The sequence below is a fragment of the Pseudomonas sp. G11-1 genome (genome assembly GCF_024031555.1).
GTDB classification, from domain to species: domain Bacteria; phylum Pseudomonadota; class Gammaproteobacteria; order Pseudomonadales; family Pseudomonadaceae; genus Halopseudomonas; species Halopseudomonas bauzanensis.
Genome location: NZ_QEYQ01000003.1, coordinates 307,025 through 322,870 on the forward strand (window position 1 = coordinate 307,025; position 15,846 = coordinate 322,870).

Annotated in this window: 13 protein-coding genes and 1 pseudogene; 7 read left to right on the forward strand and 7 right to left on the reverse strand. The window is 61.9% G+C overall.

All coding sequences use genetic code 11. The features are described from left to right. Positions 1 to 5 precede the first annotated feature (5 nt). The 5 genes from DHB74_RS11700 to hexR form a co-directional block, all read right to left on the reverse strand. Positions 6 to 866 carry a c-type cytochrome gene (locus DHB74_RS11700; RefSeq protein WP_036991693.1) on the reverse strand — a complete coding sequence of 287 codons (861 nt, stop codon included), beginning with the start codon at positions 864 to 866 and terminating at the stop codon, positions 6 to 8. Positions 867 to 878: 12 nt separating this feature from the next. After that, positions 879 to 1,037: a hypothetical protein gene (locus DHB74_RS11705; protein WP_169304539.1), complete on the reverse strand. Its 159-nt coding sequence runs from the start codon at positions 1,035 to 1,037 to the stop codon at positions 879 to 881. A 66-nt stretch (positions 1,038 to 1,103) separates the two neighbouring features. Continuing rightward, positions 1,104 to 1,382: a peptidylprolyl isomerase gene (locus DHB74_RS11710; protein WP_036991694.1), complete on the reverse strand. Its 279-nt coding sequence runs from the start codon at positions 1,380 to 1,382 to the stop codon at positions 1,104 to 1,106. A gap of 40 nt (positions 1,383 to 1,422) precedes the next feature. Continuing rightward, positions 1,423 to 2,283 (reverse strand): DUF2071 domain-containing protein, encoded by an 861-nt coding sequence (locus DHB74_RS11715; protein ID WP_280164934.1) that lies wholly within the window; start codon positions 2,281 to 2,283, stop codon positions 1,423 to 1,425. Positions 2,284 to 2,287: 4 nt separating this feature from the next. Continuing rightward, the gene (gene hexR / locus DHB74_RS11720; protein ID WP_036991696.1) at positions 2,288 to 3,163 is read right to left on the reverse strand and encodes a transcriptional regulator HexR; all 876 of its coding nucleotides are present in this window, start codon (positions 3,161 to 3,163) and stop codon (positions 2,288 to 2,290) included. Positions 3,164 to 3,255: 92 nt separating this feature from the next. On the opposite strand from hexR, the gene zwf reads away from it, so the two are divergent. Then, positions 3,256 to 4,722, forward strand: a complete 1,467-nt coding sequence (gene zwf, locus DHB74_RS11725; RefSeq protein ID WP_136868595.1) for a glucose-6-phosphate dehydrogenase — start codon at positions 3,256 to 3,258, stop codon at positions 4,720 to 4,722. Here the strand turns inward: zwf and DHB74_RS11730 are convergent. Next, positions 4,719 to 7,562: a putative bifunctional diguanylate cyclase/phosphodiesterase gene (locus DHB74_RS11730; protein WP_499161539.1), complete on the reverse strand. Its 2,844-nt coding sequence runs from the start codon at positions 7,560 to 7,562 to the stop codon at positions 4,719 to 4,721. The genes zwf and DHB74_RS11730 overlap by 4 nt on opposite strands. Before the next feature lie 191 nt (positions 7,563 to 7,753). On the opposite strand from DHB74_RS11730, the gene uvrD reads away from it, so the two are divergent. After that, on the forward strand, positions 7,754 to 9,934 hold the full coding sequence (gene uvrD, locus DHB74_RS11735) for a DNA helicase II (protein ID WP_036991702.1): 2,181 nt from the start codon (positions 7,754 to 7,756) through the stop codon (positions 9,932 to 9,934). A gap of 55 nt (positions 9,935 to 9,989) precedes the next feature. Here the strand turns inward: uvrD and DHB74_RS11740 are convergent, their stop codons facing one another. Then, positions 9,990 to 10,814: an AraC family transcriptional regulator gene (locus DHB74_RS11740; protein WP_074778950.1), complete on the reverse strand. Its 825-nt coding sequence runs from the start codon at positions 10,812 to 10,814 to the stop codon at positions 9,990 to 9,992. 95 nt (positions 10,815 to 10,909) lie between these two features. Here DHB74_RS11740 and DHB74_RS11745 point away from each other — a divergent pair, with 95 nt between their 5' ends. From DHB74_RS11745 to DHB74_RS11765, 5 genes and pseudogenes are all read left to right on the forward strand, one after another. Further along, the gene (locus tag DHB74_RS11745; RefSeq protein WP_036991705.1) at positions 10,910 to 11,902 is read left to right on the forward strand and encodes a bile acid:sodium symporter family protein; all 993 of its coding nucleotides are present in this window, start codon (positions 10,910 to 10,912) and stop codon (positions 11,900 to 11,902) included. Between the two features lie 244 nt (positions 11,903 to 12,146). Next, positions 12,147 to 12,425 (forward strand): annotated as a pseudogene (locus DHB74_RS11750) (ABC transporter permease family protein); the annotation flags it as partial. Next, positions 12,419 to 12,730, forward strand: coding sequence for an AzlD family protein (locus DHB74_RS11755; protein ID WP_412917642.1), 312 nt, complete (start codon positions 12,419 to 12,421; stop codon positions 12,728 to 12,730). The pseudogene DHB74_RS11750 and the gene DHB74_RS11755, both read left to right, overlap by 7 nt. Before the next feature lie 44 nt (positions 12,731 to 12,774). Continuing rightward, on the forward strand, positions 12,775 to 13,443 hold the full coding sequence (tenA, locus tag DHB74_RS11760; RefSeq protein WP_074778946.1) for a thiaminase II: 669 nt from the start codon (positions 12,775 to 12,777) through the stop codon (positions 13,441 to 13,443). Between the two features lie 150 nt (positions 13,444 to 13,593). Further along, complete coding sequence (locus tag DHB74_RS11765) at positions 13,594 to 15,801, forward strand: OsmC domain/YcaO domain-containing protein (protein WP_499161542.1); 2,208 nt, start codon at positions 13,594 to 13,596, stop codon at positions 15,799 to 15,801. Positions 15,802 to 15,846 lie beyond the last annotated feature (45 nt).

A 15,846-nucleotide genomic window follows, 5' to 3' on the forward strand; every position in this document is an offset into this window, starting at 1 on the left:
AGGGGTCATTTGAGCGTGGCAAGGAAGGCAACCAGCTGCTCTATCTGTTCTTCGCTCAGGCTGTTGCCATAGGTATCGGGCATGAATGACACGCCGTTGGCCGAGTACATGCCGCCGGTGCTCAGATGTGCGCTGGGCTCGAGGATGGATTCGCGCAGATAACCCTCGATATCGCTGGCCTGGCCGCTGTAGTCGGCTTCGCCCACCAGCAACTCGGCGCGGGTGGCCACACCCGCCAGGCTGGGGCCGGCACCATCGGCACCGGGCGTCAGCGAGTGGCACGCCACGCAGCCGGGTACGGCGGTGCGGAACACGTTCTCACCCAGCGCGCGGATGTCATCATCGGCATCCACCGGACGCACTCCCACCGAGGTCGAGCCGCTCTGCACCTCAGCCGCCTGCCCGGCGCCCCCGGAGCCCGCCACCGCGGTGAAGCCGCCGGTGACCAGAATCGGCCGTGGCGGCCAGTCCTGGTTGTCGACGTTGGCGACCCAGTCGAGGAACTGGATCAGGTCGGTGATTTCTTCTTCGCTCAGGTTCTGCTGCGGCATCAGCCGCCGGTGGGTCTGTTCATCGTAGAACGCGCTGGGATCGCGCATGTAGGCCTGCAGATAGGCCTCGCCGCGGTGCTGGGTGATCTTGGTCAGATCCGGTGCGTAATAGGCACCTTCACCGAACAGGGTGTGGCAGTTGATGCAGTTGTACTTGTGCCACACATCCTTGCCGTGGGTCACCTGCGGGGTAATGGTGTCGGCATTGGTGAGTTCGGGAAACTGGCGATGACTGTCGAGTGTCAGCCCGAGGAACAGCACCGCGGCGGCGATGGTCGAGCCCCATGCAAAGATCCTGGCTTGCCTGTTGTTCATGATCGCGCCTCGTCAGACGTTGATACCCGTCCAGTGCAGGACGGTCATGGTGAAGGCATACAGAGCGGAAACCACCATCAGCGCGAGGACCACGAAACTCGCGATGCGCACGGGTTTGTAGAGATTCTTCAGTTGCATGCTGCCCCCGGGTACGTTGCCTTGTTGGGTCATTATTGAAAAATGTCCCTACAAGCATAGACGGTATTCCGGGGTTTGCAGCGCGGCGGGGTGCGGTATTCAGTCGCGGTAGAAAACCTGCACCAGATGCCAGCCGAACTGCGTCTTCACCGGGCCATGCACGACTTTCAGCGGCTTTTTGAAGATGATCTGATCGACAGCCCGCACCATCTGGCCGGGGCGCACTTCGCCAAGGTCGCCGCCGCGTTTCTTCGAGGGGCAGGTAGAGTGTTTTTTCGCCAGCACATCGAATGCCTCGCCGGCAGCGATACGCTGTTTCAGTTGTGCAGCTTCGGCTTCGGTCTTGACCAGAATATGGCGGGCCATGGCGACGGGCATGTGCGGCTCCTGATGAATAGGCAAGGCGGGCCATTATGCCTCACTCGGGCTCAAGACGGGTTGGCGGCAGGTATACGATAAAATCATTGATCGGTTGCATCAGCACGCTGTGCGGGTACTGCTGCTCGGCGACCGAAAGCAGCCCCATCCGGGTAAAGAGTTCAAAGCGCGCATTCACCAGGCGCCCGGGCTGCACTTGCAACTGATCGTGCCACACGCGATAGGCGCCGATATGGCCGTCCCGCCGGCGATGGAAGAAACCCACCAGCGGGTGGGTCAGGTAGACCAGTGCGGTCTCCGCATCGGCGAAGCCGGGGTAGTCGGCTTCCGGCACTTCCTGCTGGGTCAGGCTGAGTTCGACGCTGGCTCCGGCCGATGCGGTATGCAGGCGATAACGCTGGTAACGACTGCCGCTGGCATCGAGCGCGCAATCGAAACGTAGGGAGCCGTGATGCCAGGGCTGTTGCCAGACGTGCCGGGGTAGGGGCAGCGTCCAGGAATCCAGGGTGGTACCGAAGAACCAGACGGCACGCTCCCCGGTCAGGCGGTCGATGATATAGGTGCGATAGTCGGTCTGGCCCATGCGCAGGCGTGGGAAAGGATAAGCCGCCAGGGTGAAATCGACATTGACGAAGGGTACTGCAGAGACCAGCCCGCGTTCCTTGCCGTCGATTATTACGCTATCGAGCATGAAGCGGGGCGGTATCAGCTGGCGCAAACGGTCCGCCGCAACAGCGTAAGTCACAATGGCGAAATGCTGCAGGCGGCAGCGGACATTGATACCTGACACTGGCGGGCGAGGCACCAGATGATCAGCGAAGCGCAGCCGCTGCCAGGGTCGGGAATGAACGGGCGAGGCGTCATGCTCGGTGGGGTTCGGGCCACGAGAGACTTTGCGCATCGGCTCACTCCTGCGTATCGGTATTCCGTTGGCTGCCCTTGTTGGACAGCCGCAACCCGCGCAAGCTCCGCTTCACGCTTTTGAGGTGATTGACCAGCTCTGGTCCGCGGCGCATGGCCATACCCATGGCCAGTACATCGATCACCACCAGATGGGCGATACGGGATGACAGTGGGGTGTAGATATCGGTATCTTCAATGACATCGATGGGGATGTGAATGCGTGCCAGCTCGGCCAGCGGCGTGTGGCTGGGGCATAGACTGATCAAGGTGGCACCGGCCTCCACTACCAAGGTGGCCGAGTGCAGTAAATCTTTGGTGCGCCCGGTCTGGGAGATGGCCACGGCGACATCATAGGGGCCCAGCGTCACGGCGGACATGGCCTGCATGTGCGGGTCGGAATAGGCTGCGGTGGACACCTGCAGACGGAAGAACTTGTGCTGGGCATCACTGGCCACCGCACCGGAGGCGCCGAAGCCGTAGAACTCCACGCGGCGGGCGTCGGCCATGGCCAGAATGGCCTGTTCCATGGCATCGGCATCCAGACGTTCGCGCACATCCATCAAGGTTGCCAGGGTGGTATCGAAGATCTTGTGCGACAGCTCATCGACGCTGTCGTCCTCATTGATCGAGAACTGCCCGAAGCTGGCGCCCGCCGCGAGGCTCTGCGCCAGCTTGAGTTTCAGGTCCTGGAAACCGGTGCAACCGATGGCCCGGCAGAAGCGCACTATGGTGGGCTCGCTGACGCCTACTTCGCGGGCCAGGTCGGCCATGGACGAATGCATCACCTGGGCGGCGTTGGTGAGGACGTGGTCGGCGACCTTCAGCTCCGATTTTCGGAGAATCTGGCGGTTACCGGCAATGTGTTGGAGCAAGTTCACGTGAGCTTCATGATAGTCTGCGGTACGGGAGTCGTAGTGTCGTGTAGTTATACTACAAAAACCCTCCGGCCGCTTTTCCGAGGAGAACAATAGTGTCAGCGCGATATGGCAAAGCCTGCGACATCGTGGTATTCGGCGGCACCGGGGATCTGGCCATGCGCAAGCTGCTGCCGGCCCTGTTCTACCTGCATCGTGATCGTCATCTGCATCCCGATACCCGCATCCTGTCGCTGGCCCGCGCCCGGCATGAAGGGGACAGTTACCGGAAACTGGTGCGCCGGCATGTCAGCCAGCACGTGGCCAAGGCCGACTTCGATGAGGCCACCTGGGATGGGTTTGCCGAGCGTCTCGACTACCTGACCCTGGACGTCAGCCAGCGGGTTGAATTCGCCCGGCTGGCCCGGCATCTGGGCGAGCAGCCGGGCCGGGTGCGGGTGTTCTACCTGGCCACACTGCCCGACCTGTTCGCACCCACGGCCCTGCACCTGGAATCGGCCGGGCTGGTGAATGCCGAAGCCCGCATCGTGCTGGAAAAGCCCCTGGGCGACAGCCTCAAGACCGCCAACCAGATCAACGACCGGATCGGCAGCGTGTTCGACGAGTCACGGGTCTTTCGCATCGATCACTTTCTTGGCAAGGAAGCAGTGCAGAACCTGCTGGCGCTGCGCTTCGGCAATGCGCTGTTCGAGCCGCTGTGGCGCAATGGCCATATCGACCACGTGCAGATCAGCGTGCTGGAAACCGTCGGAGTGGAAAACCGCGGCGCCTACTACGATCATGCCGGCGCCATGCGCGACATGGTGCAAAACCATCTGCTGCAGCTGTTGTGCCTGGTGGCTATGGAAGCGCCGGTGCACTTCGAACCCGAAGCGGTGCGGAACGAAAAGCTCAAGATCCTCGAAGCCCTGCGGCCGATCACCGGTATGGATGTGCAGGATCAGACCGTGCGCGGTCAATACTCCAAGGGCAAGCGTGCCGGCGAACAGCTGCCGGCCTACTACTTCGAGAAAAGCGTCGACCACGACAGCAATACCGAAACCTATGTGGCGCTCAAGGCCGAAATTGATAACTGGCGCTGGGCCGGCGTGCCTTTCTATCTGCGCACCGGCAAATCCCTGGCGCAGCGCAAATCGGAAATTGTCATCCAGTTCAAATCGGTCCCGCACCGACTGTTTCCCGGCAACGACACCCCGGTGGGCAACCGCCTGGTGATTCGTCTGCAGCCCGATGAAAGCATCAGCCTGTCGCTGATGGCCAAGTCACCGGGGCGGGGCATGGCGTTGCAGGAAGTGGATCTTGACCTGCATTTCGACGAAGCCTTCCAACGTCGTCGCTGGGATGCCTACGAGCGACTGCTGCTGGACGTGATCCAGGGCGACGCCACCCTGTTCATGCGCCGTGACGAGATCGAGGCGGCATGGCGCTGGGTCGACCCGATCATTCGCGGCTGGCGCGAAGTCTACCGTTCGCCCAAGCGCTACGCCGCCGGCAGCTGGGGCCCGGAAGCCGCGGACAGCCTGCTGGAGCGCACCGGGCATGTCTGGTCTGATGAGCGCTAGGAAAGCGTTTCGCTGGGCTGGCTCGGGGTGTCCGCCTGAGACTGCTGCTGTTGCAGCAGCCGAGTGAAGGCATCGGTGGGCAGCGGTTTGCTGATCAGGTAACCCTGCACCTCATCACAGCCCTGGCTGCGTAGGAAGGCCAACTGGCTCTCCTGCTCCACACCTTCGGCCACCACGCTCATATGCATACTGTGGGCCATGGCGATAATAGCCCGGACAATGGCCGTATCGCCGGGCTGCTCGTCCAGTTCGCAGATAAAGGCCCGATCAATTTTCAAGCAGCGGATCGGGAAGCGCTTGAGGTAGGCCAGCGAGGAATAGCCGGTGCCGAAGTCATCCACCGCCAATTCCACCCCCAGCTGGCGCAGGGCCGCCAGGTTGTCTGCCACGCTATCGCTGTGTTCCAGCAACATGCTTTCGGTCAATTCGAGTTCCAGCAGGTGGCTGGGCAAACCGGTGTCCGTCAGGATGTCCGCAACCAGGGCGGCGAAGTGCGGCTGGCGTAGTTGCTGCACCGATAGATTCACCGCCACCCGCACGGCCAGGGGGCCTGTATGCAGCCACTGGCTGGCCTGGATACAGGCCCGGCGCAGTACCTTTTCGCCTAGTGGCAAGATCAATCCGGTTTCTTCGGCGATGGCGATGAACTCGCCGGGCAGCAGCATGCCGCGAGTGGGGTGCTGCCAGCGCACCAGCGCTTCGGCACTGTTGATACTGTTGGAAGCCAGATGCAGCTTGGGCTGGTAGTGCACCTGCAGCTGATCATCGGTCAACGCCTTGCGCAGGTCGTTTTCCAGATGCAGACGGTCGGTGCTGCGTGTTGGCAACTGTGCTGAATAGAACTGGAAACCATTGCCGCCAAGATGCTTGGCATGTTGCATCGCCTGATTGGCCTGGTTGATCAGCTGCAGGCTGTTGCGCGCCTCGCCAGGGAACAGGCTGATGCCAATGGAAGCGGAAATGATCAGGTCGTTGTCACCGAGCCGGATCGGCTCGCCGAGTATCTGCAGCAACCGGCTCGCCAACTGCTCCAGGGCACTGCCAGGCATATCCTGCTGCACGACGACGAACTCATCGGCTGACAATCGCGCCAGAATGAGGGCATCGGACAGGGTCGCGCTCAGCCGGTCGGCCACCTGCCGCAACAGGGCGTCGGCCTGCGCATGGCCCAGGGTCTCATTGATGTTTTTGAAACGATCCAGGTCGATATGCAGCAGCGCCAGGCCTGTGCCATGAGCACGGGCCTGACCGGTGGCCTCTGCCAGGGTCCGGGTGAACAGGCCGCGATTGGCCAGTTGGGTCAATGAATCATGGTTGGCCAGATAGCGCAGTTGTTCCTCGGTCTGGCGGTTAATGGTGCGGTCGGCGAAGAAGCCGACATAGTGGGTGATATCGCCAGCGCCGTTGCGTACCACGGTCAGTTGTAACCACTGCAGATAGCGTTCACCGCTGCGTCGCTGTTCTTGCACCTCGCCTTCCCAACGATCATGGCTGAGCAAGGTTGTGCGCATGCGCGCATAGGTGGCCAGCGTGTCAGGATTGGTGCTGGCGGAGGTGAGAGCCTTGCCGACCACGTCATTCGCGGCGTAACCGGTGATTACACTGAAGGCCTGATTCACCGCCAGGATGCGGCGCTGTGGGTCAAGTACGAAAATCCCATCCGACGTGGCCTCGAACACAGTGGCGGCCAAGCGCTCCTGCTCATGGTGCTGCCGGCGCGAGGTGATGTCGCGGCGGGTGCCGATCATGCGCAATGCGCGCCGGGCACTGTCGCGCTCGACGGCGCGGCCGTTATCCTCGACCCAGGCCCAATGGCCAGCCTGGTGTTTCACCCGGTATTCCACGCAATAGGGTGTGGCGTGCTTGAAATGGGCAATCAACGCAGCGCGTACGCGCTCCACATCCTCTGGATGTACCCGCGGCTTGAGCCCGCCCTGCATGGTGAGGCGGGTATCCGGCAGGCCAAAAATTTCCTGCAGGTGGGAGTGGTGAACCTCATCGGTGCGCAGATCCCAGTCCCATAATCCCAGGGCGCTGGCCTCCAGTGCCATGCTCAGTCGCGCCTGGGTCTGCTGCAGCTCAGTGGTGCGTTGGGCGACGCGATGCTCCAGTGCGTCATGGCTGTTACGCAATTGCTGTTCGGCCTGGCGGCGATGCTGGATTTCACCGGTCAGCTGGATGTTCAGCGCTTCGGCTTGTTGGTGGGCCTCATTCAGTCGGTACAGCAGCGCCTCGTTATGGATGTCACTTTGCAGGGAGCGCCTGGCCGAGCGGTTGATGAACGCCGCTGCCAGCAACATGCAACAAAACAGCGTGGTACCCATCAGACCCCAGTACGGGCTGGTGGGGTCGTCCTGCAGCAGAAGGAACAGGGTCGGCGGCAACCAACTGGGCAGGGCGAAGCTGAAAAAGGCACTGAAGCGGTGCGCGTAGATGATGCTGACGCAGAGGATCACGCCGGTGGTCACGGCGTAGGCTGCTGATTGCACGGCGAAGGTATCCACCGGCACCAGCAAGATATGCACCAGGCCCATGGCCAACCCGGAGAAGGCATTGCCGAGATAGAACAACGCCGACCAGCGCGGCCGCAGGCGTTGCTCCGGCGAGCTGTGCCGGTAACAGCGCGCCACGCGAATCCGCAGCAGCGTCAGCATGCAGATCATCATCAACCAGCCGAGCACCAGCGGCTGCGATCCATCCTGCCAGATCAATAGGCTGACAGCGCAGGCGGCCAGCATGACCAGCCATTGCGGCAGCCGGGCGCATTCGAACAAAAGATCAAGCTGGCGCAACTGTTGGCGAACAGCCGCCGTACTGAGGTCCTTTTCACTACCGGTCATGCTGGGGCGCATCCACGGCGCCGGGTCGGGTCTACTGTCATGACGCTTCCATGTGACTGCAATCCATTTGGCAAACCATACACCAGCGCATCCCATTCGGCACAGACCCCTTTGAGACAATTCGGACGATTACCCAAATGGCTCCGGCAGTCTTCCTTCCGACCCCGGCGCCGGCACGGTAGAATGCTGCGATGGATATCTCTCATTTGCTCAATTCTCTCAACGACGCCCAGCGCCAGGCCGTTACCGCGGCCACTGGTCAACAACTGGTGCTGGCGGGTGCCGGTTCCGGCAAGACCCGCGTGCTGGTACACCGCATCGCCTGGCTGGTGGAGGTCGAAAAGGCCTCGCCCTGGAGCATTCTGTCGGTCACCTTCACCAACAAAGCCGCGGCCGAGATGCGCCAGCGTATCGAGCAACTACTCGGTATATCGCCCCAGGGCATGTGGGTTGGCACCTTCCACGGACTGGCGCACCGCCTGCTGCGCGCCCACTGGCGCGAGGCCGGGTTGGCCGAGCAGTTCCAGATTCTCGACAGTGATGACCAACTGCGGGTGGTCAAGCGGGTGGTCCGCGAGCTGGGGCTGGATGAGAACCAGTGGGCGCCACGCCAGGCGCAATGGTGGATCAACGGGCAGAAGGACGAAGGTTTGCGTCCGCAGCATATCCAGGCTGCTGGCGACCTGTTTCTGACCACCATGCTGCGCATCTATACCGCTTATGAGCAGGCCTGCGCCCGCGCCGGCGTGGTGGATTTTGCCGAGTTGCTGCTGCGCTCACTGGAGCTGTGGCGCGACAACCAGGCGCTGCGCGAGCAGTACCAGGCGCGCTTCCGACACATGCTGGTGGATGAATTCCAGGACACCAACGCCGTGCAATATGCCTGGCTGCGGCTGATCGCCGGCAACAATCCGAGCCTGATGGTGGTGGGTGATGACGACCAGTCGATCTATGGCTGGCGTGGTGCGCGGATCGAGAACATCCAGCAGTTCCAGCAGGATTACCCGACCGCCGAGCTGATCCGCCTGGAGCAGAACTACCGCTCCACCGCCACCATCCTCAAGGCCGCCAACGCGCTGATCACCAACAACGCCGGACGCATGGGCAAGGAGCTGTGGACTGACGGCAACGACGGCGAGCCGATTTCCCTGTATGCCGGTTTCAACGAACAGGACGAAGCGCGGTTCATCGTCGACCGCATCAGCGAGGCCGTCAGCGAAGGCATGGCGCGCAGCGAGATCGCCATCCTGTACCGCTCCAACGCCCAGTCCCGGGTATTGGAAGAGGCCCTGCTGCGCGCTGCGATCCCCTATCGCATCTATGGCGGCCAGCGCTTCTTCGAGCGCGCCGAGATCAAGAACGCCATGGCCTACATGCGTCTGATTGCCAACCGCGGGGATGACGGTGCGTTGGAGCGCATCATCAATGTTCCCACCCGCGGCATCGGCGACAAGACCCTGGAAACCCTGCGCCAGCACGCCCGCCAGCAGGATGTATCGCTATGGCAGGCCGGCTGTGACCTGCTCGACAACAAGGGCCTGCCGGGGCGCGCTGCCAACGCAGTGCAGACCTTCATGCAGCTGATCGAACAACTGGCCGAACGCGTCGAAGGCGTGCCGCTGTACAGCATGGCCCAGCAGGTCATCGAACACAGCGGCCTGCTGGCCTTCCACGAAAAGGAAAAGGGCGAAAAGGCCCAGGCCCGGGTGGAAAACCTGGAAGAACTGGTCTCCGCCGCCCGCGCCTTCGAGAACGACATGGCCGACGAGGAAGAAGAGGGCGACACGCTGCTGGCCTTCCTCGCCCATGCCTCGCTGGAAGCTGGCGAAACCCAGGCCGATCGTTTCGAGGACAGCGTCCAGCTGATGACCCTGCACAGCGCCAAGGGCCTGGAATTCCCGCTGGTGTTCCTCGCTGGCGTGGAGGAGGGGTTGTTCCCGCACAAGATGAGCCTGGAAGAGCCGGGTCGGCTGGAAGAGGAACGCCGCCTGGCCTATGTGGGCATCACCCGGGCGATGCAGCAACTGATCATCACCTGGGCAGAAACCCGCCGGCTGTACGGCAGCGAAACCTTCAACAAGGTCTCGCGCTTCGTCCGTGAAGTCCCCGCCGAGCTGATCCGTGAAGTACGCTTGGGCAATACGGTCAGCCGACCTTTCGGCCCCGGCAAGGGCAAGGGCAGCATGTTCACCCAGGAAGCCTCCGAGAGCACCGGCTTCGCCCTGGGCCAGCGGGTCATGCACTCGCTATTCGGCGAAGGCGTGGTCCTCAACTACGAAGGACATGGCGCCCAAGCGCGCATTCAGGTGAATTTCGACGATGAAGGCAGCAAATGGCTGATGGTGGCCTATGCCAAGCTGGAGGCGATTTGACCGGATGCTGGTCCGCTGACGGCCCGTTGTAGTCTCGACCCCGGCTGACTCGCTCTTAGTCAGCTGGCGCCAATTCAGCGATCTGGCCGACCCTGCCCGCCAGCGCACCGGGGGTAATTCCCAGCTGCTGGCGGAACGCCGCAATGAAGGCTGAGGTGGAATCGTAGCCGCAGGCGAGCGCCACGTCGGTCACGCTCTGGCCCTGATCCAGCAGCGGCAGGGCGTGCAACAGACGCAGGCGCTGATACCAGGCGCGAAAGCCGATGCCGGTCTCGCGCAGGAATATCCGCGACAGGGTCTTTTCCGATATACCCAACTCCCGGCTCCACTGCTGCAGGCTGACGCTATGCTCGGGACTTTGATAGAGCTGCTCGCAGGGCGCCTGCAGCCGGGGATCGCCAGGCCAAGGCAGGAACAGGCCGGTGCGCGGGGCCACTCGCAGCTGATCGAGCAAGACATCCACTAAGCGAGCGTCCGCCCCATCGAGCGCATACTCGGCAGGCACCTGGCCGAAGGCGCTGATCAGCTCACGCAGCAGCGGAGTGATCTCCAATACCAGGCAGTGCTCTTCGGCCCAACCGACTACCTGCGGCTCCAGATACAGGCTGCGCATTTCGGTGCGCGGCGAACTGAGCACCGCATGTGGCATATCCGGCGGCACCAGGATCGCCCGCTGCGGCGGCGCGAGAAAGCGCCCGGTCTGGGTGTGCACCGAGAGCACGCCTTGGGTGGCATAGGACAATTGCGCCCAGGGGTGGCTGTGCCAGTCCGTGGCAGCCGGCCGCGCCAGTGATTCGACCCGTGCATACAACGGCCGGGGCAGGTGGGGGAGCTTTGGTACCGGACGATGTACGGGACTGCTTTGTCCGTTTCTCGACATTGATGGCCCTGATTGCGTTAGTCAGAAAGTCTGCCCGACAGTAGACTCATGCGTTCATCAGTGCAAGCCGTTCCGTTGCCCAGGAGATCGACGCCATGGCCCGTCCTCGTTTCATGCCCGACAACTTCACCCTCTGCCTGATCGCCGTAATGGCGGCAGCCAGTCTGCTGCCGGTACGTGATCACGTGGCCGTCGTATTTGGCTGGGTGACCAACCTGGCCATTGCCCTGCTGTTCTTCATGCATGGCGCCAAGTTGTCGCGTGAGGCCATCTGGGCCGGTGCCACCCATTGGCGCCTGCATCTGGTGGTATTTGGCTGCACCTTTGTGCTGTTCCCGCTGCTTGGCCTGGCGCTCAAGCCGGTGCTGGCGCCAATGATGGGCCATGAGCTGTATCTCGGCATGCTGTTTCTCTGCGCGCTGCCGGCGACCGTGCAGTCCGCCATCGCCTTCACCTCGCTGGCGCGGGGCAACGTCGCGGCGGCAGTGTGCAGCGCTGCGACGTCCAGCCTGCTGGGCATCTTCGTCACGCCGCTGCTGGTCATGCTGCTGATGGGGGCTGAGGCTGGCAGTGGCGATACGCTGGGAGCAATCGGCCAGATTACCGTGCAGTTGCTGCTACCCTTCATCGCTGGCCAGATTGCCCGCCGCTGGATCGGTCAGTGGATTGAACAGAACAAGATCTGGCTGAAGAACGTGGACCAGGGCTCCATCCTGCTGGTGGTCTATGGCGCATTCAGCGCAGCGGTAGTGGAGGGCTTGTGGCACAGCATCCCGCTGCTGCAACTGGGCGGGCTGGTGCTGGCTTGCTGCATCTTGCTGGCTCTGGTTCTGGTACTGGTTGAGCAGTTGGCCCGGCGCATGGGCTTCAATACCGAGGATCGCATTACCATCCTGTTCGCCGGCTCGAAAAAGAGCCTGGCCACCGGGGTGCCCATGGCCCAGGTATTGTTCGCCGGCGGGAGTATGGGCGCGATGATCCTGCCGCTGATGATCTTTCACCAGATCCAGCTGATGGTCTGCGCGGTGCTGGCCGAGCGGTATGCGCGTCGCCCGGAGGAGCCTGAGGTGGCGGTGGAAAGTACATGAGGGCGTTCATGACGCCCTATGATTCCTGAACTGGTGAGTCATCTTCCGTACTCGACAATTTGCCTATCGAATGGCTGGTACACTCTAGTGTTCCGTTAAGCCGGCTCGAGGGCCATGAATTGATAAAGGCGAGTACTGAACTCCATCAACTCGATAGATCATTAGTCTGGACGGGCTTCAAGCAACTGGCGCCGATTTCTCTGTTCGTTATTGTTTTCGGCGCTGCTTTCGGTCTGGCTGCGGCGCGCTTTGGTCGTTCTGGATAGTCGGCACCTGGCTTGGCATTCATTTCGGCAACGCGATCAGTGATCCGGCGAGCCTGGGGCTGGATATGGTCATGGGCTGCTTCCTGCTGGCAATGGTGGTGGGCGGCGAAAGGAGCCTGCGGATGTTGGCCATCTGGAGCATCGCTGCCATCGCTTCACTGTTGGCGTATTGGTATCTGCCGGAAAACAGCCATGTTGTGGTGGGCGCGCTGGCGGGAGGTTTGGCAGGAATGATCCGTGGGGGCGGGAAATGCTGACCATCAGCACGACAGGCAGCGGGGCAATGGTCATTGTTGTGGTCATGGCCGTGGTGACACTGGCAACCCGCTGGGGTGGGGTGTATGTGATGTCCTTCGTGCCTATCAGTGACCGGGTGACGCGGTTCATTGAGGCCATGTCTGGATCGGTACTGGTGGCACTGCTCGCGCCCATGGCGGTCAGCGGGGACAATGGTGCCCGGCTGGCGTTGCTGACCACCGCAACCCTGATGCTGTTGTTCCGGAAACCCTTGCCAGCCATCGCTGCCGGCATAGTGGCAGCGGCGTTGGTCAGGTATTTATAGGTATCTGCCACCAATAAACTCTTTCAAATCAGTGAGATAAAACCATGGCTTTCAATTTCACGCAGCTGCAGCAAGCCTGCCAGAGCGAGTGGGATGCCTACCTCCAGCATGACTTCGTGCGGCAATTGGGTGACGGCACGCTGGCGGCGGGTGCGTTTCGGCATTACCTGAAACAGGATTATCTATTCCTTATCCAGTTCGCCCGCGCCTTCGCGCTGGCCGCCTACAAGAGCCCGACGCTGGAGGATCTGCGTCAGGCCAAGGCCGGGCTGGAAGCGATTGTGGATCTGGAACTGGGTCTGCACATCCAGTACTGCCGCGAATGGGGCATCTCGGAACAGGAGCTGCAGGCCCTGCCCGAAGCCCGCGCCACCATGGCCTACACCCGCTACGTGCTGGACACCGGTAACCGCGGTGATTTGCTCGACCTGCACGTGGCGCTTGCCCCCTGTCTGGTGGGCTACGGTCAGATCGCCCAGTGGCTGAACAGCCGCAGCGAAACCCTGCGCGGCGAGCAGAACCCCTACGACGCCTGGATCGCCATGTACGAAAGCGACGAATTCCAGAGCGCCACCGCAGCGGAAATCGACTGGCTGAACCGCGAGCTGGCCGACGTCTCGCCGCGTCGTTTCGAACAACTGGTGCGCATCTTCAGCGACGCCACTCGCCTGGAAATCGATTTCTGGGACATGGGGCTGAATCAGCGCATGTAAATCAGTATCTTTGCGAGCGGCCAGGGACGGCTGCTGCAGGCGCTGTCCTCGATAAACGGTGCCCATCCGGGCGCTCAGCACATGACTTCCCGCGCAAAACCCGGATAATGGCGGCCTCTTCGCCCCGCCCACAACCCGGTAATCGCCCCCATGGAAATCAAGGTCAACTTTCTCGACAACCTTCGCCTCGAAGCGAAGTTCGATGACTTCACCGTGGTGGCCGATCAACCCATCCGCTACAAGGGTGATGGTTCGGCGCCGGGGCCCTTTGATTACTTCCTGGCTTCATCGGCGCTGTGCGCGGCATATTTTGTGAAGCTGTACTGCAACACCCGCAATATTCCCACCGACAATATCCGCCTGTCGCAGAACAACATCGTCGACCCGGAGAACCGCTACAAGCAGATCTTCAAGATCCAGGTCGAGTTGCCCGCCGACATTTCCGCCAAGGACCGCCAGGGTATCCTGCGCTCCATCGAGCGGTGCACGGTGAAGAAAGTGGTGCAGACCGGGCCGGAGTTCGTGATTGAAGAAGTGGATAACCTGGATGCCGACGCCCAGGCGTTGTTGCTGCCGGCCACTGCAACGGACGAGGGCACCTGCATCCTGGGCAAGGATCTGCCGCTGGAGCAGACCATCGCCAACATGTCGGGCATCCTGGCCGGGCTGGGCATGAAGATCGAGATCGCCTCCTGGCGCAATATCGTGCCCAATGTCTGGTCGCTGCACGTGCGCGATGCGCAGTCGCCGATGTGCTTCACCAACGGCAAAGGCGCGACCAAGGAAGCGGCGCTGGCTTCGTCCCTGGGCGAATTCATCGAGCGGCTGAATTGCAACTTCTTCTACAACGACCAGTTCTGGGGCGAAGACATCGCCAATGCGGCCTTCGTGCATTACCCCAACGAACGCTGGTTCAAGCCCGGCCGCAAGGATGCGCTGCCGGCGGAGATCCTCGACGAACACTGCCTGGCGATCTACAACCCCGAGGGTGAGCTGCGCGGCTCGCACCTGTACGACACCAACTCCGGCAATACCGAGCGCGGCATCTGCTCCATTCCCTATGTGCGCCAGTCCGACGGCGAGGTGGTGTATTTCCCCTCCAACCTGATCGAGAACCTGTTCCTCAGCAACGGCATGAGCGCCGGCAACACCCTGGCCGAAGCGCAGGTGCAGTGCCTGTCGGAAATCTTCGAGCGGGCGGTGAAACGCGAGATCCTGGAAGGCGAGCTGGCCCTGCCAGACGTGCCGCAGGAGGTGCTGGCCAAGTACCCCGCGATCCTGGCTGGCATCCAGGGGCTGGAAGAGCAGGGCTTCCCGGTGCTGGTGAAGGACGCCTCGCTGGGCGGCCAGTTCCCGGTGATGTGTGTGACCCTGATGAACCCGCGCACCGGCGGCGTCTTCGCCTCGTTCGGCGCCCATCCATGCCTTGAAGTCGCGTTGGAGCGCAGCCTGACCGAACTATTGCAGGGCCGCAGCTTTGAAGGCCTGAATGACCTGCCCCAGCCGACCTTCGAAAGCCAGGCGGTCACTGAGCCGAACAACTACGTCGAACACTTCATCGACTCCAGCGGCGTGGTCTCGTGGCGCTTCTTCAGCGCCAAGGCGGATTACGACTTCGTCGAATGGGATTTTTCCAGCCAGGGCGACAACGCCAACGCCGAGGAAGCCGCCACCCTGTTCGGCATCCTCGAAGACATGGGTAAGGAAGTGTACATGGCCGTCTTCGACGACCTGGGCGCCACCGCCTGCCGCATCCTGGTGCCCGGCTATTCGGAGGTGTATCCGGTCGATGACCTGATCTGGGACAACACCAACAAGGCGCTGCTGTTCCGCGAGGATATCCTCAACCTGCACCGCCTGGACGATGACAGCCTGCAGGCACTGGTCGAGCGCCTGGAAGAGAGCGAGCTGGACGACTACACCGACATCACCACCCTGATCGGCATCGAGTTCGACGACAATACGGTCTGGGGTCAACTGACCATTCTGGAGCTGAAACTCCTCATTCATCTCGCCCTGCAGCAGTTCGAAGAAGCCAAGGAACTGACCGAAACCTTCCTGCAGTACAACGACAACACCGTCGAGCGCGGCCTGTTCTACCAGGCGCTGAATGTGGTGCTGGAAGTCGAACTGGACGAAGAGCTGGAGCTGGACGACTACGAAACCAACTTCCGCCGCATGTTCGGTGAGGAGCGCATGGACGCGGTGATCGGCTCGATGGAGGGCAGCGTGCGCTTCCATGGCCTGACGCCGACCAACATGCAACTGGAAGGGCTGGACCGGCATCAACGGCTGATCGATAGCTTCAAGAAGCTGCATGCGGCGCGGGGCCGGGCGGTGGGACTGGCCGGGCAGTAACTTCCGGCTTCACCTGTACGCGACAAGCCGTTTACACTCGGGTAA